The organism is Bacillus sp. RB3, from assembly GCF_030164735.1.
Classification (GTDB): Bacteria; Bacillota; Bacilli; order Bacillales; family Bacillaceae_G; genus Bacillus_A; species Bacillus_A cereus.
Window position 1 is genome coordinate 24,554 of the sequence record NZ_JASNGE010000024.1, and the last position, 17,617, is coordinate 42,170.

The window sequence follows — 17,617 nt, forward strand, 5'->3', positions numbered from 1 at the left end:
GTATATGAAAAAAGTATTTGTATTCGTAAGCATTTTCTTTTGTTGTTTCCTTTATAACGTTAAGGAAGGGTTTGCAGCTAGTCCAATGAAACCTAGTTTTGAAGTAAAGTTATTATTGAAGCCAGAACAAGTATTAGGTGATAACAAAGAGATGAAGCAAGAGGTGCTAGAACATTTCCAGGCTGGTACAAAATATGAAAGAATACAAGTGCAATTTTTAGATACTGCGAATAAAAGTTTAAGCGAGGAAGGTTGGTTTGCTAGAATTCGAAAGAAAGAATTTAGTAAAGATTTTGAATTAACATATAAAAAAAGATATCCTATTCCAAATGGTGTAATTCAAGATGCACTAGAAGTAGCTAAAAAAGAAGGATTCGATAGTAATACGGATAGTTATGAGGCGGAAATAGATTGGGGATTTGAGAAGAAAACATTAAGCATTTCAAATAAGAAAAGTTACAGCGCTAAAGGATATGGGATACTTGATTTACCAAATGAACAAGCTGCTCAAAACATGTTAATAGAAAGATTACCAGGGAAAATGAACAAATGGTTGTATACAAATTGGGGAGAAGAAATGTTAAAGAATTCCCGTATTTACGGTCCTGTATTAATGAAACGATATACAGGAGAGTTTGAAAACATAAAAGCAAATATTGAAATTTGGCCATTAAGTAATACCGGAAAATTAGAAGATGACTTCGTAATAGAAGTGTCATTTAAAACAAATGAAGAAAGTATTGCGACAAAGCAAAGGGAATTATTAATGGCGAGTTTAGAGAAAAAAGGCTGGTTGTTACCGAAAGATAGTTTGAAGACAGAGCTTATTTTTCAGTAAATGAGAAAAAAGGAATCCATATTTCGTGGATTCCTTTTTCCAATATATGAGTATTAAGCTAAGTCAGCTGACACGAACATATCACTATTTTGAAGGTTTTTAGAGCGTAAACTATAAGCAACTACCTTCTTTTTATATTGTTTTACAACATCAACATGCTCCTCGTGACTATAAATATAAAATGTAAAATTCTTTTTGCCACGTTTTGCATTGATAATTAAAGGCGTACCCTCATTGTGTGGTGGTGCATAATAGCGATCTAAAAATAAACCTTCGTTAAAATCATGAATAATTTTTGATTTCTGTTCGCCTTCTACGTTATTTCCGTGAATTGTAATAGTCACATTCTCTTCTTCAAGTTTTGGATGTGTTTCGTACTTGCTAATAATGGATTCAATAACAGTGTTAGGAAGGCTAGAAACGATAATTTTAAATGCTCCAAATACAACTAACATTACAATAAACCAAGTCGTCATAGTATATCATCCCCTTTATTCTATTTAATAATATAACTCATATGGTAATAGTACATATGGTGAAGTTTTGTATAATTTGTGAAAAATATGCCATTTTCACGAACGAAATGTTAGAAAAATCAATTTTGTTACAAAAAGTTGAAATCGAAGTATTTTAAAAGAAAAAGGTTTATAATAAAAATATAACTAATAACCACATTACTAATTATAAGGAAGTGTAACTATGAGTACTGTAGCAATCGTATATGGTATTATTCTTTCCACAATTATTGTTTTGTTTTTCGTTGGGGTTTCACGTTATATTCATAAATGGAAAGAAGGCGTTGCGAAATTAAATCACATTGAAGAAGAACTTAGTGATTTAATGTTACATCATGGTAAGTAAACATTTATTTTTTAACTAAACAATGTGAAGAATATCACAAAACGTGCTTTCCTAATGAAGGCATGTTTTTTTGTTGTTTAAGAAAAGAAGTGTTTTTGTATAAATAATCTAATTATTACTTAAAAAGGGAAATTTATTTAGTATAATATATAATATGTTTATTTTAGGGGGAGTATCATGAGGGGATTAAAAGTTGTTGGAATTATAGCTGGAATTACTATAGTAGGCTGTATAGCTTTCTTTTCAGTGAAGGAATATGTCAATTCCAAAGAAGACTCTAATTATGTGCTAAATTACATAAAAGAACATAAGGATGATAAAACAACTTCTTTAATTGTTAAAAGAAATGGTGAAACATTGACATCAATAAATGAAAAAGAAAAATTACCGCTAGCAAGTATGTCGAAAATCGTTATAGCAATTGAATATGCTAAGCAAGTAGCTGAAGGAAAAATAAGAAAAGACGAGAAAATTTCATTGAAAGAATTAGAAAAATACTGATGGTGGTGCACACCCTGCATGGCTAGATGATGTAAAAGGTAAAGAGTTAGTGAAGGGTGGTCAAACTTCTTTAGAAGAAGTAGTGAAAGGAATGATCCATTATAGTTCGAATGCGAATGCATCATATTTATTGGACAAGCTTGGAGCAGCGCGGATAAATGAAAGTTTGAAAGAGTTAGGCTTAAATAGTCACGATGAATTTTATCCAACGTATACAGGGGCATTATATATGAGGGGCTATGTTGAAAAAGAACTGCATATTCCTCAAAATAAAGCATTGGACAAGCTACGTAATATGTCTAATGATGAATATGTTAAGCATGTATGGCAAATACATGAATGGATGAAAGACGAGAAAGAATGGACAAAACGCGAGATATCGTTAAAAGCCGATATGGATTTTCAGCGTATTTGGTCAGATCGGTTTATAGGTGCAAATGCTAAGGATTACATGAGTTTATTGGAAAAGATAAATAGCAGAAATTATTTTACACCACAAATGCAAGGTGAGGTTGAGAATATATTTAAAGGAACCGTAGGAGAGGGTATATTCGAATTTGCTGGACAGAAAGGTGGTTCTACGGCATTTGTATTAACAAATAGTTTCTATGGTACTGATAAAAAAGGGAATAAGATTGAGATTGTCTTTATGATGAACAATTTGAGTGAAAAAGCATTTGAAAAACTTCTAAGTAATATGGATTACTTTATTCGAGATATTGTCATAAGTGAGAAATTCAGAAATAAATTATAATGAAATAATTTTATTATGTAAACAAAGGGGCACTTATGAAAAATGCTCTTTTGTAATACAGGATTTTCCAATCTTATTATTGAATATAGATGGAAAATAAGAAAGGAGGTTGAAAAATGACAACAATATATTTCGTTCGCCATGCCCATTCTACATATACAAAAGAAGAACGGGAACGACCTTTATCTGAAAAAGGGCACTGTGATGCAGAAAATGTAACGCATTTATTAAAAGATAAACATATTGATGTTGTTATTTCTAGTCCTTACAAAAGAGCAATCCAAACTGTAAAAGGAATTGCGAATACATATAAATTATCAATACAAACTGAAGAAGATTTGCGTGAAAGATTATTGAGCACAGAGCCAGTATCAAATTTTAATGATGCTATGCAGAATGTGTGGAAAGATTGGAGTTTTGCATACGAAGGCGGAGAATCAAATACTGTAGCACAAAAGCGCGCTGTAATATGTATACAAAATATATTAAAAAAATATGAAGGTAAGAATATTGTAATAGGTACGCATGGGAATATTATGGTATTACTAATGAATTATTTTAATTCGAAATATGATTTGGAGTTTTGGAAAACACTTCATATGCCTGATGTGTATAAATTAAATTTTGATAAAAATCGTTTCATTTCTGCTGAAAGAATAGAGAAAACAGGTCATCGGTTAAATATTTTGTAAAAGTTTATCAAAAAAAGAGGAAAGAGAGAAGTTATTGTAGAAGTATGACTTTGTAACATAAAAAATATATGTTAAAGGAGGCTGTTTACATGTTTGAGAAAGAGAAAGAAGGGCTTATTGAAGTTCACAACGTATATGAAATTGCACCAGCAGATGGAACAATTATTGGTATGGCAACAGAAGAAGAAATGGAAATTGCTGCTGAACTAGAGCTGCAGTACTATGCCCATTCTCGTTTGCTAGAAGCAAATATTCAGTTAGACGGTTCCTCCTATAAAGAGTTACTTCAGGAGTTCCAGGAGTACGAAAGAAAATCAATGAGCTTTTGGCGAGCAATACATAAGCGTTTAGCTGTGCCATGGGCATGGGTATTACGTATTGATGTTGCGAATGGCCCTATTTATGTAAGTAATGGGAATGCTTATTACGAAGAAATCGATGATGAAGAAGATTATGAATAGATAAGTAAGGAAGCAACTTTAGTTGCTTCCTTTTTTTATTTATAGAGATTGAACAGCCCCAATAATAATATCAGGCCGATCAATTTCGATTCCGTGACCAGCATGTTCGGCAAGTATATATTGGCTATGTATTGAGAGTTGTAATTGTTCATGGATCAGTTCTTGCCACATTGCTTCAAGTTGTGTTGCTTCCTCTTTTGGCATGCCACCATTAGTCAATTGAGTAATAGAATATTGAGGATCTCTACCGATAACGATTAATGGTATTTCTAATGTTTTACATAGCTCTTTTAGTGAGAGAGCACAGTTTTTCCACTCCGATAGTTCAGAAGCTGTCGCTTTATATAATGAAGGCGAGGTAGAGAATCCAATTTGCTGTTTTGATTGATCGGTGAGAATAGGTTTTAGTTCATTATAAAGTGTGTCTACATCCATTTTGGAGTATGTATTATATTTTTCAAGCCACATATCATCCGAGTCAGTTTGATCAGAAATTGGTAAATGAAGTTCATCTAAACGGTGTAAGTTCATCGAAGTAGAATCAACTAAAATAAGTGCTTGCAGCTTATCTTCATGTAACATCGCAAAATGTTGTGCACATAATCCTCCATAGGAATGACCGATTAGAATAAATGGCTCTTGAATAGCTAGTTTGTTTAGTAACATATGCAGCTCTTTTGTAACTTGCCTTATTGTACGTGGTTGATTTCCTAGCTCACTTTTCCCATAACCTGGGCGATGGTATGAAACGACTGTAAAGTGCTGTGAAAGCTTTTTTATAATAGGAAGCCAATCATAAAATGAGCAACTCATTCCGGTTTGAATGACTACAGTTTGTTTACCACCTCCTTTTATATGTACTTCTATATTTTGCCCCATTATTTCTACAAATTTATGAATGTTAATTCCCCCTAAGCTTGAAATAATTTTTGAAAAGCAAAAACGATACACCAAACACCTATACCGAGTAGGACAGATGTACTAAGTGTAAATGAATTTTTTAAACCAATATAGACAATAAATAATAGTAGTGCTGATGCGGGGAATCCATATAATACCCCTAAAGCAAATTGACTCAATTCTTGTTTATTCCCGCCTTCAAATGAAATCCAAAATAGACTAAGTAAACTTACGAGAGGAAGAGCAGCAATAAAGCCACCTATCGTACTATAATGTTTGGCGACTTCAGTGATAACGCCGATAATAAGTGCCGAAACGATTACTTTAACGAGGAAATGCATATTTTGCCTCCTTCGCTAATAACGAAAATGCTTTTTCAATTAATTGTAGTTCTTCTTTTGATAACTGTGATTCTAATATTTTTATCTTTTCTTTATCTAGTAAAGTATGTTTTTCTAATACTTCAATTCCTTCAATTGTTAATGTAAGGTTTACCACTCTTTCATCTTTTTTATTTCTCTCTTTAACGATGAAACCCTTTTGAATAAGGCGCTTTATATGTTCAGATGCTGTGTTATGAGAAAGGCTAAGCTCAGTAGCGACTTTTCCAATTGTTATATCTTTCTCACGAGAAACGATTTGTAAAATACGAATTGCTTGGTGGGAAAGATTGTCCTCGTATTCGTATCGTAAGTGATAATAAATGCTCTCCCAATGTTGATTAATGTTGTTCATAATAATAAATCCCCTTTTTTATATCGTATAGTAAGATATATTCGTTGTTTTAGAAATAAAATCCTTTTATTTGGATAAAAAATGTTGAAAAAGTTTATTTTTATTGAAATATAAGGTAATCTATGTGTAAAGGTATACATTTAGCAAGAGAGAGGATGATAGTTGTGAATACATTCAAATGGATGAGTCATGAACAGATGTATGTAGATGAAATACATGTTGAAAAATGTGGTCCTCTTTCAGTCGGCGTATATGGGGGAAATCAAGAAAGTGATGCATATGAACGAGGAGATGCGGTACTTGCTTGGTGGGACCCTGAATTACAATTTGAATTTGTTATGATTTTTGATACACACCACAAAACAAAAAATATTGATTATATAATAGAAGCGATTTCAGAAAGAAAAGAGAAATTAAAAGAGTTATTTTCCTATCCAATACATTTAGCTTTTCATCATACACATATGTACTTATTAGCGTTATTTACAGATGAGTTATTTATTAAAAAGTGTGATCAAGATGATGAGGAACTCGCTTGCTTAATTTGTTTACGAAAAGGCGAATTTTTATATTGGTTATCAGTTGGTGATTGTTTCGCGTATTTATTCCATTCTGAGAAAACGAAAAATGGAAAAGGACGATTAAATAAACGGAAAAATTACGAATATATTGGCAGGAAAAATATTTTTGCAGCAAATACACCTTGCTTTACGTCAGGTGTAAGAGGATTAGAAAAAGGAATGAATCACATTGTAATGGCAACGGACGGTATTTTAGAGTGTGACAAACGAAGGTTTGATGATGATCAATCTTTAGTAGAAATATTACACGACGGAACTCGCTTGCAGATTGAGCCCGTATTAACAAATGTACTACAGTGGAAAGGTAGAGACTGTGCCACGATTATTGGATGGTCTATTGATACTGATAATAAACAATGTGCTAATTAATATAAAAGGAGTTCAAGGTTTTTATCCTTGAACTCCTTTTTGTTAAGCAATATGGATGTGATATGTTTTCAACCATTCATTTACTTGTAGCATATACTCCATGGCACTTCTTGCTTCAAAATTGTTAATCACTTTATTACTTTGATCAGCAATTGAAAGTAAGATGGAATGGTTAATAAGTGAGAAAATAGGATTGTTTTTATTGTTACACATATCAAGTGTTAAATTACGGATTGTTTGTAAGTAGTGTGGATCTTGTGAAGTTGGATAAGCGCTTTTTCTTCTATTGCGTACATCGTCAGGTAAAGCTGGTTGTAGTGCTCTACGTAAAATGCCTTTTTCAATATTATCAATACTTTTTATGTTGAAAGGAACATTCCATAAATATTCAACTAATCTATAATCGCAAAACGGTACACGAACTTCAAATCCAACAGCCATACTCATACGATCTTTACGGTCAAGTAAGAAAGGAAGGAATCTTGTTAAAAATAAATAAAACATTTGACGTTGTTTCGCGGATTTTTTACTTTCGCCTTCAAGAGTAGGTACTTCAAGTATCGCTTCTTGGAATCGTGTATCAATATAGTCTTCTAGATTACATTGGTTACTTACTTCATTTAGTAGAAGAGGAGATGTATTTTTCCAATTTGTTAGCCAAGGAAACTTATCTACATATAGTAGTTCTTCTTGATGAAACCAAGGATATCCACCGAATACTTCATCAGCCGATTCGCCGGATAAAGCTACGGTCGCATCTTTTTTCATTTCGCAAAATAGTAAATATAGTGAAGTTTCCATTTCACCAGCACTCGGTAAATCTTTTGCATGAAGGGGAACGAATAAGTGATTTGCTAATTCTTCAGCATTCACAATAATATCATGATGCGCTGTCCCGACATGTTCAGAAACGCGTTTTACCCAAGGAGTGTCTAAACCAGTGCGAGCAAATGTCAGTTCGAAATCTTTTGCGCTATTTACAAAGTCAACAGAATACGTATGAAGTGTTTTATTTTCAGCAGCAAATTCTTTACCCGCAAGTGCAGTAATACCGCTAGAGTCTAATCCGCCTGATAACATACAAACGAGAGGAACATCGGCAATTAATTGTCTTTTTACTGTATCTTGTAAAATAGATAAAATATGCGAAGATGTATCTTCTATAGAGTCTGTATGGAACTTACTTTCTAAATTCCAATACTTAGTAACTACTTTTTTATGACGTGTAAATGTTATAGAATGTCCAGCACGTACTTCTTGAATATGTTTAAAGACGCCACATCCTGGAGTGCGAAATAAGCCTAATCCAAATATTTCATTTATTCCATTCGCATCAATTTCAGCAGGGACAGATGGATGCGCTAATAATGCTTTAATTTCAGAGCCGAAAATAATACTGCCATTTCTTTCTGTAAAAAAGAGTGGTTTTACACCTAAATGATCTCGTGCTAAAAACAATTGTTGCTTCTGATCATCCCATAAGGCAAAAGCGAAAATTCCGTTTAAATGTCGTACGCAGTCTTCTTTCCATTCTAAATAAGCATGTAGTAATACTTCTGTATCTGAATGGGTTTCAAATGCATGCCCACATTTTTGAAGCTGCTCTCTCAGTTCACGGAAATTATAAATTTCTCCATTATAAGTAAGAGCATACGTATAATCACCAGCACGAAATGTCTTAGGCTGTGTCCCGCCTTCTGGATCAATTACAATTAAACGCCGGTGTGCAAAGGCCGCATGAGGTGAAAACCAAAATCCTTCAGCATCCGGACCACGATGCTCAATACTATTTGCCATCTTTTTTAAAATAACATGTTGATTTGAAAGGTCTTCTTTCCAATCTACCCAACCTGTAATTCCACACATACACATCTCATCTCCTAATTTTTAAAATAGATTAATGAAATAAAATGTACACTAAATTAAAGAGTGACTATATAAATAGTGTACTACATGAATTAAATTACAGACTTGAGAAAGTTTTCTTTGAATGCATAGTTATGTGAGAAAATGGTTAAGGGAAAGTATTCCATTACATACAAAAAATAAAAAAGATGAGAGAAAAAATTTTCTCAGACGTTATATAGGGTGTAAAAGCTTTTACAAAACAATAAGGGGAATCGCTACATGAAATCAAATGAGAAAAATTTTATAAAAAGATTACAGCGGCAAAAAGAAGACGCGTTAGAATTCGTTGTCGATACATACTTACCACTCATAAAGGGGATCACGCATAAAGTTCTACTTCCCATTCAAAATGATGGACTCATAGAGGAATGTATAAACGATATATTTCTTTCCATTTGGAATAACGCAAATAAATTCCATGGAGAGCCGAGTGATTTTAAAAAGTGGATTGCAGCGATTGCGAAGTTTAAAGCAATTGATTATTACCGGAAATCGACTAAAACAGTAGAAATCATTTCAGATGAGTTTCATATCAGTACAGAAAAATCAGCAGAAGACGAATTAATCGTTATGGAAGATAGGGAAGAATTATTGAAGCTCATTAATCAATTAGAACCGCTAGATCAAAAGGTGTTCATTATGAAATATTTACTTGGTATGAAGACAGAGGAAATAGGTGACAAGTTAGGATTAACTCGGGCAGCAATTGATAATCGAGTGTACCGGGGGAAAAAGAAACTACAACAAAATGCTACGAATATTAGTTTTGGAGGTAGTGCAATATGAAAGACATTTATGAACTATTAAATGATATTGATATAGATGAAAAAGAACTAGAAGAAATTGAGGCTTCTGAAATTGAAAAGGAAAAAGTAAAACGAAATGTAAAACAATCGATACGTACGAAGAAAAAGATGACAAGTAGGAAGAAGGGTGTCGCTGCTGCATCTATTTTAGTAGGATTATCGGTTGCAACTCTTGGTATCGGTTTTCCTACATATGCTGGAGGATTGCCAATTGTAGGTGACATATTCCGATTTTTAGATAATGGTAGAACGGGGTTATATGAAAATTATAAGGAATTTTCGACTGAGTTGAATATGACAAAAGAGAGTAATGGGGTTAAGGTTACAATTAATGATGTAATTTCTGATGGCAGAACATTATCTATAACGTATTCACTGGAAAGTGAGCAGGACTTAGGGGAGGATCCTATCATATTAGGTGGATTGGATATAATGGACGCTCATGGTAGTTCAGGCAGTGGTAAAATGACTAAAGTTACTGAAAAAAAGTATGTAGGTATGGTAACAACGACGCATCATGATAGCAATAAAAAGGACAAAGTAAACTTTAGATGGAATATAGAGAGAATAGAGATGCCAGATAGGAAAAAATCAATACAAGGTAATTGGAATTTCGCGTTAACTGTAAAATCAGTGGATAGTAAAGAGAGAACAATTGGTGGGAGTTCGGAAAAAGAAGGTATAAAAGCAAATATGGAAAAGGTCGCAATATCGCCAGTTTCATTTATTCTTTATTACAATCAAGAGGTTTCTAAGGGCGCGAGGAAAGAATGGGATAGTGTAGATGTTGAATTGACGGTTAAGGATGATTTAGGGAATATTTATTCGGGTGAAGGAAATGGGGGAAGTGGCAACGATCCTTACAATATCCATTGGAGTGCCACCTTCCAAAAACTAAACGAAAATGCAACAAAGCTTATCGTTACACCTCGCGTGCACTTGCGAGTACATACACCTGAAAATCATGGTGGAGTAGAGTATGTGAATGGGAAAGAGAAGAAAATAGAAGTGCCGAAAAAAGAAGCGAAGAGCAAAGATATTGTGTTAGATGATATTGTCATTGATTTAAAGAAATAAAAGAGAGACTGCCTAAAATCATTTAGGCAGTCTTTTTTCGTTAAGAACTAGTGACGAATAGTGCATGCGGATGCTGCGTTTTATACTCATCTTTCCACGGAATGTTTAGTTGTTCCCACGATTCGCCGCTATCATTGGATTGAAAGACGCCATTGTTATTTAACGTGTAGAACGTATGTGGTTCGGCTTCGTTTGTCGCAAACATCGAAATGACTGTACCGATTGCAGATGGTAGTCCTTGTTGTACTTGCTGGAACGGAGTATCTTTCGTTTTTCGATAAATATAAGATTCATAAGGGATACGATGATGAGCGAGATCAGCACTTGGCGCAGCAGAAACGAGAATCGTATCACAATCAGCTGGATCGATAGCCATGCTGTATAAATAATGATGTTCAAGTCCTGCACTACATGAGATCCAACTGTTTCCATTGTTATAACTCTCAAGATAAGCACGATCAGGTCCGCCCATAAATCCGTCACCACATGATGCATAAAGGCGATTTGGTGCTTTAGGGTGCATAAGTAATTGATGAGCATCGATAGGAGCACCGAATTTTTTATCAATCCATGTATGCCCTTTATCGTTACTTTGAATAACAGCACCAGCTTCGATTGAAACGTGTATTGTATTAGGGTTATTTGGGTCAACTGTAATCCAGCGTACGTGATGGGTAAAAGGTCTAGGCGGAAATGCCCACGTATAAGAAGATAATAATGATTTCATATTTTTAAGTTCAGTCCACGTTTCACCACCATTTTCAGAGCGAAATAAAGCGCTCGGTTCTGTGCCGACATAAACGACACCATATCCGTTAACTTGTTCATTTGAGCTTATTGTTATGGAAGTGATAGAGGAGTGCAAAATACCATCTTCTTTAGGGAAATCAAAGTAACGATAAGAATCTCCAATTGGTCTCCATGAATCCCCACTATCGTCACTTAACCATAGACCTCGTCCAAATGTTCCGCAATATACACGATTCTTTTGAAATGGATCAACAGCGATACAGGTAGGTTGCATATTTTGTAAGTGATAAGTCGTTTCATAGTTATCATTGTGTTCTTTCACTACAACAAGTTCACGTTCCATACAGAGAAATAAACGTTTCATTTAAGTAACCTCCTTAAAAATTCTTTCATTAGTAAACAATATGAAAATAAAAAAGAAGTAGTCTTGTTTTATTTGAGAAAAAGGGATTGTTTAAAAAATAGCGAAGTGTGTATACAGAGGAAGCGGGCGTTTACAATCAGTCAATTCGGGATAAAGATGGGGAGTTTGTTTCATACTAACATACAGATATTGTACTTAAAGGAGTATAAGTATGGGACATTCGCATGATCATGGTCATTCAAAAAATAAAAAGGCGTTACTAATTGCCTTCCTACTAACAACAAGTTTTATGATTGCAGAAGTTGTTGGTGGATTTGTAACAAATAGCTTAGCACTACTATCTGACGCGGGGCATATGCTAAGTGATGCAGTATCTTTAGCTTTAAGTTTACTTGCGTTTAAACTCGGAGAAAAAACAGCAACAACTGCGAAAACATACGGGTATAAGCGAGTCGAAATGTTAGCAGCATTATGTAACGGTGTCGTTCTTATTGTCATTTCGGTATACATTTTTATTGAAGCAATCCGTCGTTTTAAAGAACCAGTTGAGATTGCTAGTAATGGGATGCTCATTATTGCAGTCCTTGGTCTGCTTATTAATATTTTATCAGCTTGGATATTAATGAGAGGCGGAGATGTGAAAGGTAATTTGAATTTAAGAAGTGCTTTCCTGCACGTACTAGGCGATCTATTGGGTTCCGTCGGAGCGATTATTGCTGCGTTACTTATTAAATTTTTCGGATGGACTGCTGCAGATGCGATTGCTAGTATTCTTGTGTCTATTTTAGTCATTATTAGTGGATGGCGTGTAACACGTGATACGGTTCATATATTAATGGAAGGTGCACCACAGCACATAAATGTTGAAGAGGTAAAAAGTACGTTATTAAATATTCCGATTGTCAAAGAAGTTCATGATTTGCACATATGGTCTGTCACATCAGATTTTCAAGTATTAACATGTCATCTTATTATTAAAGGGAATGAAACGCAAAGTGTATTAAAAGAGGCTACGTATGTATTAAAGGAGAAATTTCATGTAGAACATGTCACCATTCAAGTAGAAATAGATGGTGAATTTAATCATGATGAGACAACTTGCAAAGTATGAAAGAAAAAGGATAAGAAAAAGTGTCATAACATTTTTCGCACGGCATACATATATATAATGTGGCCACAAGTACTTTGCAAGGTAAATATTTCATGAAATTACTTTACTTATAAAGAGTCATCTTTTATAATCAAAAGTGGTAATTGATAGAGATTATCATTTTCAATGATCGTAGAAAGGAGTTTTTTAAAAGATGAGTAGTCAACTCCGTTTTGCTGTTGAAAATCGTAAGAGGCATTTAATTGATGAGTTAATTGGAGCAGGTGTGTTTAAGATTCGCGACCGACAATTATACGAGCTGTCTTTAGAGGAATTGGAAAAAGAGTACGAAGATATGGAAGATTATGCGAATATTCAGGCGTAGCTATATAGATTAGTAAAAAGAGAGCTGGTTACGATTTTGTGTAACCAGCTCTCTTTTTATTTCGTAGAAATTATTTTTTGTATTTCTTTCATGGGACGGAGCCAGTTTTGGGTCATTATTTGTTCCATTTGTTTTTCGTCCTGCTTCTGTAATGCTTGAATGATAGAGTGATGTTCTTCAATAGATTGACTTGCTGGAACAAAGTTTTGGAAAAACAAATATTCAAGACGTAAAACGTGAAGTTGCATATTTTCTAGAAAGGGTTCAATATATTGGTTTTTAGCAATAGAAGAAATTGTATTGTGGAATTGTATATCTAATTCTAAAGCTTGTTTTGCGTTTTTTTTCTCTATAGATTGCTGAAAATGCTCATTTATTTCAGAAAGTAGTTGAATATCAGCGTTTGTAATGTTTTGAAGAGCTTGCTTTCCTATAATAGAGTGAAGACCAGCCATCGTTTCATAAATGATAGATACGTCGTCTAACTTAATAGGAGCAATTTTCGTTTTTTGCCCTGGTACCATTTCCACTAATCCAGAAAGCTCTAATATTTGAAGTGCTTCTCTTACAGGTGTTCTGCTTACTCCTAGTGCCTCAGCCAATTCCCCATCATTAATTTTTTCATTGGGCTTCAGTACACCTTCAATAATCCAATTTTGTAGTTGATTTAAAACGAGTGATTTTGCTGAAACTCTTCCTGGTTTTTTATAATTTTGAGGGACAGGCATAGTGAATTCAATCCTTTCATTGTATATTTTCCTTTTTTGCATGAACAAGCTTTAATTTTTGTTTCCCTTCATCCGGCTTTTGGCTTAAGATGAGCACCATTACAATGACACAAAAAGCGCCTAATAACTGAAAAGATTGAAATGGCACGTGTAATATAAGTACAGAAGAAATAATAGCTGCGAGTGGCTCTGTGCAACCAAATAATGTTGTTTCTTTCGGAGTCAGGTATCGTATGCTGTCTAAGTATAAATAAAAGGCAATAAGTGTCCCGAAAATGACGACAAATGTGATGAGCGGTAGGGTACTTAGTTTTACATATTTCATAGTTGATAATAAAATGAATTCGTTTGTAGAAATAAAGTGTACAATCGTTACACCAATACCCCCAATAATCATGCCCCATCCAACGATAACGGAAGAAGACCATTTTTCTAACAATTCCTTTGAATATAAACTATAAAAAGCGAGAGATAATCCAGATAAAATCCCCCAAATAATAGCTGGTGTAGAAACAGCCAAGTTATGAACAGACCCGTTTGTTAGTAAGAGAAAAGTGCCTACTAATGAAAGGGTAATTGAAATGAAATCAATTTTTGATGGACGAACGTTCCATTTGAAAAGTAAGTATACAGTGATGAATATAGGAGCTAAATATTGTAATAATGTTGCGACGGCAGCATTTCCTTCTTTAATTGAAGCGAAATACGTATACTGTACAGCAAGCATACCGAATAGACCAAACAAAATCATTTTAATAGCATCAGATTTTTGTTTCCAAATGCTAAATATCTCTTTTTTTCTCGTTCCGAATGAGGAAATAATGAGCAAAATAATTCCAGATATAAGTAAACGGATCGTAACTAACCATTCGGTTGAAACATTGTCATATTGAAAAAGTTGTTGTGCAGCTGTACCAGACAAGCCCCATAAACAAGCACCGATTATGACCATTATAATTCCTTTTAATCGATTTGAATCCATATGATCTAAAATTCTCCTTTCTAAAAATACAAATTGAATACAATATGCAATATATCACAGAATGACTCATTAATAAACTGAAATTTCTAATTTGTTTTTTATGTATAGTAAAATATTGTAGAGGAGGGGGAGTATATGTTAGCTGGATTTTTAGTTTGTTTATTTGTAGGGTTACTTATCATTTTTTTAGGGTATCAAATACATGTGAAAAAGAGGTTGTTTTTGTTAGCAGGATATCAAGAAGAAACGTTTGTTGGAGATAAAAATAAATTAGCGAAGCTTTCAGGAGCATTTTCTTATATAGTTGGAGTTGCTACTATAATATTACCGCTTGGATTGGAAGAAATAGGTAATTTAGTTGGTATCGTATATGCTATATTAATTGTTTTAGGTACAATTGTATTCATAATTAAAGCAAACTTATTAAATAAGAGTACTATAAAGTAAAAAGGCTTCATTCTACTGAAGCCTTTTATTAATTGTTATGAAGTATAAGTAAAAGCCGGGATAGGATCAATAAATGTATTCCAGTTTTGTTGCATTTCTTTTTCTGTTAATAGACAATCATCTAATGATTGTTCAATTAACGAACGGTTCATATCAATTCCAATAAATACGAGTTCGGTTATTCGATCTCCATATTGTTTATCCCAGTTTTTCAATACTTCTGGTTCTTCTGTAATCATTTGATTTCTTTCAGTTTCAGGTAATGCCGCTATCCACTCACCGGCTCCTTGAATTGTAATAGAGGAACCTGCTTGAGATAGAAGCCCTATCATATTATTACGAGATGCCAGCCAGAAGAATCCTTTCGCTCTTACAACATCTAAAGGCCATCTTTCTAGCCAATTCATAAGGCGCTCGGGATGGAAAGGATATTTGCGGCGGTAAACAAAGGAATTGATACCGTATTCTTCCGTTTCTGGTGTATGATGGTCACTATTTAATTCTTGTATCCAGCCGGCCGATTGACTGGCTTCTTCATAATTAAATAGATTTGTGTTTAAAATTTCTTGTAATGGTACTTTGCTAAACGAAGATTCAAGAACTTTTGCATTAGGATTTAATTTTTTTAGTAAATGATGAAGCTCTATCACATCTTCTTTTTCTAGCAAATCTATCTTATTAAGAATAATTACGTTTGCAAATTCAATTTGATCTATTAATAAATCAATAACTTCTCGGGTATCATTCTCATCGATGGCTTGTTTTCGGTCTAATAAACTTTCTCCATCTGCAAAATCATCCCAAAATCTATTTGCATCTACAACTGTAACCATCGTATCGAGGCGACAATTTTTCGTTAAATCAATGTTAAGGACTTCGTCTGTATAAGTAAACGTTTGAGCAACTGGAATAGGCTCACTTATACCAGAAGATTCAATAATAATATAGTCAATATCACCATTTTCCACAAGACCATTCACTTCTATCATTAAATCTTCTCGTAGTGTACAACAAATACAGCCATTTTGAATCTCTACTAGTTTTTCCTCCGTACGTGAAAAACCACCCTTTTTTATAAGAGATGCATCAATGTTTACTTCGCTCATATCATTAACGATAACAGCTACTTTTAAGTTATTCTTATTAGTCAAAATGTGATGTAGTAAGGTAGTTTTTCCAGATCCTAAAAAACCACTTAATACAGTGATAGGTACTTTTTTCATGAAATGATCTCTCCTTTAAATCGTAATGATTACGTTTTATATTAAACGATAGGAAAAGAAAAATCAATAATAAATCATAATGATTACGATTTAAGAATAGAAATAGACTATAAAATTTGTGCTGTAGTATGAAGCATTTGGACAAGCACATGTTTACATGTAAATAAAATGGAGGCGAGAAGCTTGGTCTTTAATAGAGTTTCAAAAGAATTAGTAGGCATAGCTCTTATCGCTATGTTTCTCTTTTTATTATTTTTTGTAGATTTTACAAGTCTAGTAAATTTGCACACAAATATACCGCAGGAATGGCTGAATGTGAATACGGTATTTTTAAGTATCATTTTTGAAGCAATACCTTTTATTTTATTAGGGGTAATTGTTTCTTCATGTATTCAAGTGTTTGTGACGGAAGATATGATTCAAAAAGTAATGCCGAAATCTCCAATTGTTGCAATGATTCCAGCAGTATTTGTGGGAGTTCTTTTTCCAATGTGTGAATGTGTCATTATACCAATTGTAAGAAGGCTCATTCAAAAGGGGCTACCACTTCATGTAGGCATTGTTATTTTATTGAGTGCACCCATTATGAATCCAGTTGTTCTTTTATCTACTGTATATGCGTTTCCAAAAAATGATTACGTTGTATATGCACGCTTTGGGATAACAATTCTAGTTGCTCTATTCATAGGTCTAATTGTGTATTATTGCTATCGCGAAAGAAATGTTTTAAAAGACGTAGAGGTTTCAGTTCAAATAAGCAAAAAAAAGAGTTGGAAAGATGTTATGAATCACACTGTAGATGAGTTTTTTGATACTGGTAAGTATTTATTGATTGGTGCTTTTTTAGCAAGTGTATTTCAAACGTTTTTTGATCGGAATGTACTGGATGCAGTAGCACATAACGAAGTAATTGCTCCCATTATTATGATGGGGTTTGGTTATGTTTTATCAATTTGCTCTGCAGCCGATGCTTTTATAGCTGCGTCTTTTGGACATGTTTTCTCGATAAAGGCACTTCTCGCATTTCTTGTGTTTGGGCCTATGCTTGATATGAAAAATACGTTAATGCTATTTGCGTATTTTCAAAAGAGATTTGTATTCTTTTTGATGGGAATTGTCATTGTATCTGTGTATACCATCGTGCAAATCATAATGTTATAGGAGG

At 33.7% G+C, this 17,617-nt stretch carries 21 protein-coding genes and 1 pseudogene; 13 read left to right on the forward strand and 9 right to left on the reverse strand.

Annotated elements, in window-relative coordinates; genetic code table 11:
• Positions 1–4: 4 nt before the first annotated feature.
• Positions 5–838 (forward strand): hypothetical protein, encoded by an 834-nt coding sequence (locus QO049_RS23180; RefSeq protein ID WP_000755310.1) that lies wholly within the window; start codon positions 5–7, stop codon positions 836–838.
• 53 nt (positions 839–891) lie between these two features.
• Here QO049_RS23180 and QO049_RS23185 read toward each other — a convergent pair whose 3' ends face one another.
• Positions 892–1,314 (reverse strand): YfmQ family protein, encoded by a 423-nt coding sequence (locus QO049_RS23185; RefSeq protein WP_000214592.1) that lies wholly within the window; start codon positions 1,312–1,314, stop codon positions 892–894.
• A gap of 41 nt (positions 1,315–1,355) precedes the next feature.
• On the opposite strand from QO049_RS23185, the gene QO049_RS23190 reads away from it, so the two are divergent.
• The 5 genes and pseudogenes from QO049_RS23190 (at position 1,356) to QO049_RS23210 (ending at position 4,107) form a co-directional block, all read left to right on the forward strand.
• Positions 1,356–1,472 carry a hypothetical protein gene (locus QO049_RS23190; RefSeq protein WP_001987133.1) on the forward strand — a complete coding sequence of 39 codons (117 nt, stop codon included), beginning with the start codon at positions 1,356–1,358 and terminating at the stop codon, positions 1,470–1,472.
• A gap of 65 nt (positions 1,473–1,537) precedes the next feature.
• Entirely contained in the window at positions 1,538–1,699 is a 162-nt protein-coding gene (locus tag QO049_RS23195; protein WP_000108701.1) for a hypothetical protein, read from the forward strand.
• 177 nt (positions 1,700–1,876) lie between these two features.
• Positions 1,877–2,954, forward strand: a pseudogene (locus QO049_RS23200) (serine hydrolase).
• Positions 2,955–3,070: 116 nt separating this feature from the next.
• Positions 3,071–3,646, forward strand: coding sequence for a histidine phosphatase family protein (locus QO049_RS23205; protein ID WP_000208259.1), 576 nt, complete (start codon positions 3,071–3,073; stop codon positions 3,644–3,646).
• An 89-nt stretch (positions 3,647–3,735) separates the two neighbouring features.
• Positions 3,736–4,107 carry a hypothetical protein gene (locus QO049_RS23210; RefSeq protein WP_000461766.1) on the forward strand — a complete coding sequence of 124 codons (372 nt, stop codon included), beginning with the start codon at positions 3,736–3,738 and terminating at the stop codon, positions 4,105–4,107.
• Between the two features lie 39 nt (positions 4,108–4,146).
• Here the strand turns inward: QO049_RS23210 and QO049_RS23215 are convergent, their stop codons facing one another.
• Genes QO049_RS23215 through QO049_RS23225 form a run of 3 tightly spaced genes read right to left on the reverse strand, consistent with a single transcriptional unit; the run spans position 4,147 to position 5,742 of the window.
• A complete protein-coding gene (locus tag QO049_RS23215) occupies positions 4,147–5,058 on the reverse strand; it encodes an alpha/beta fold hydrolase (protein WP_114159456.1) in 912 nt (303 codons plus the stop codon).
• Positions 5,019–5,348, reverse strand: a complete 330-nt coding sequence (locus tag QO049_RS23220) for a DUF3147 family protein (protein ID WP_000545641.1) — start codon at positions 5,346–5,348, stop codon at positions 5,019–5,021. The genes QO049_RS23215 and QO049_RS23220 overlap by 40 nt, the downstream gene beginning before the upstream one ends.
• Complete coding sequence (locus tag QO049_RS23225) at positions 5,332–5,742, reverse strand: MarR family winged helix-turn-helix transcriptional regulator (RefSeq protein WP_001059784.1); 411 nt, start codon at positions 5,740–5,742, stop codon at positions 5,332–5,334. Before QO049_RS23225 ends, QO049_RS23220 begins: the two co-directional genes overlap by 17 nt.
• 122 nt (positions 5,743–5,864) lie before the next feature.
• Here QO049_RS23225 and QO049_RS23230 point away from each other — a divergent pair, with 122 nt between their 5' ends.
• The gene (locus QO049_RS23230) at positions 5,865–6,692 is read left to right on the forward strand and encodes a PP2C family serine/threonine-protein phosphatase (RefSeq protein ID WP_002133056.1); all 828 of its coding nucleotides are present in this window, start codon (positions 5,865–5,867) and stop codon (positions 6,690–6,692) included.
• A 42-nt stretch (positions 6,693–6,734) separates the two neighbouring features.
• Here QO049_RS23230 and asnB read toward each other — a convergent pair whose 3' ends face one another.
• Entirely contained in the window at positions 6,735–8,558 is a 1,824-nt protein-coding gene (gene asnB / locus QO049_RS23235) for an asparagine synthase (glutamine-hydrolyzing) (RefSeq protein WP_000333937.1), read from the reverse strand.
• Between the two features lie 261 nt (positions 8,559–8,819).
• Between asnB and QO049_RS23240 the strand changes: the two genes are divergently transcribed.
• Positions 8,820–9,386 carry a sigma-70 family RNA polymerase sigma factor gene (locus QO049_RS23240; protein WP_000840007.1) on the forward strand — a complete coding sequence of 189 codons (567 nt, stop codon included), beginning with the start codon at positions 8,820–8,822 and terminating at the stop codon, positions 9,384–9,386.
• On the forward strand, positions 9,383–10,483 hold the full coding sequence (locus QO049_RS23245) for a DUF4179 domain-containing protein (RefSeq protein WP_000653151.1): 1,101 nt from the start codon (positions 9,383–9,385) through the stop codon (positions 10,481–10,483). The genes QO049_RS23240 and QO049_RS23245 overlap by 4 nt, the downstream gene beginning before the upstream one ends.
• A gap of 40 nt (positions 10,484–10,523) precedes the next feature.
• Here QO049_RS23245 and QO049_RS23250 read toward each other — a convergent pair whose 3' ends face one another.
• On the reverse strand, positions 10,524–11,597 hold the full coding sequence (locus tag QO049_RS23250) for a WD40/YVTN/BNR-like repeat-containing protein (protein ID WP_000825303.1): 1,074 nt from the start codon (positions 11,595–11,597) through the stop codon (positions 10,524–10,526).
• 211 nt (positions 11,598–11,808) lie between these two features.
• On the opposite strand from QO049_RS23250, the gene QO049_RS23255 reads away from it, so the two are divergent.
• Both QO049_RS23255 and fbpA read left to right on the forward strand, forming a co-directional pair.
• Positions 11,809–12,708 (forward strand): cation diffusion facilitator family transporter, encoded by a 900-nt coding sequence (locus QO049_RS23255; protein WP_000510035.1) that lies wholly within the window; start codon positions 11,809–11,811, stop codon positions 12,706–12,708.
• Between the two features lie 193 nt (positions 12,709–12,901).
• Positions 12,902–13,072 carry a Fur-regulated basic protein FbpA gene (gene fbpA, locus QO049_RS23260; RefSeq protein ID WP_000098302.1) on the forward strand — a complete coding sequence of 57 codons (171 nt, stop codon included), beginning with the start codon at positions 12,902–12,904 and terminating at the stop codon, positions 13,070–13,072.
• Between the two features lie 56 nt (positions 13,073–13,128).
• On the opposite strand, the gene QO049_RS23265 is transcribed toward fbpA, so the two are convergent.
• Together QO049_RS23265 and QO049_RS23270 are read right to left on the reverse strand one after the other, a co-directional pair.
• Positions 13,129–13,800 (reverse strand): GntR family transcriptional regulator, encoded by a 672-nt coding sequence (locus QO049_RS23265; RefSeq protein ID WP_001987091.1) that lies wholly within the window; start codon positions 13,798–13,800, stop codon positions 13,129–13,131.
• A 16-nt stretch (positions 13,801–13,816) separates the two neighbouring features.
• Complete coding sequence (locus tag QO049_RS23270; RefSeq protein WP_000378086.1) at positions 13,817–14,782, reverse strand: DMT family transporter; 966 nt, start codon at positions 14,780–14,782, stop codon at positions 13,817–13,819.
• A gap of 135 nt (positions 14,783–14,917) precedes the next feature.
• On the opposite strand from QO049_RS23270, the gene QO049_RS23275 reads away from it, so the two are divergent.
• On the forward strand, positions 14,918–15,229 hold the full coding sequence (locus QO049_RS23275; protein ID WP_000879372.1) for a DUF3784 domain-containing protein: 312 nt from the start codon (positions 14,918–14,920) through the stop codon (positions 15,227–15,229).
• A 35-nt stretch (positions 15,230–15,264) separates the two neighbouring features.
• On the opposite strand, the gene QO049_RS23280 is transcribed toward QO049_RS23275, so the two are convergent.
• Positions 15,265–16,452, reverse strand: coding sequence for a GTP-binding protein (locus QO049_RS23280; RefSeq protein WP_284489526.1), 1,188 nt, complete (start codon positions 16,450–16,452; stop codon positions 15,265–15,267).
• A gap of 168 nt (positions 16,453–16,620) precedes the next feature.
• Between QO049_RS23280 and QO049_RS23285 the strand changes: the two genes are divergently transcribed.
• On the forward strand, positions 16,621–17,613 hold the full coding sequence (locus QO049_RS23285) for a permease (RefSeq protein ID WP_003283905.1): 993 nt from the start codon (positions 16,621–16,623) through the stop codon (positions 17,611–17,613).
• Positions 17,614–17,617 lie beyond the last annotated feature (4 nt).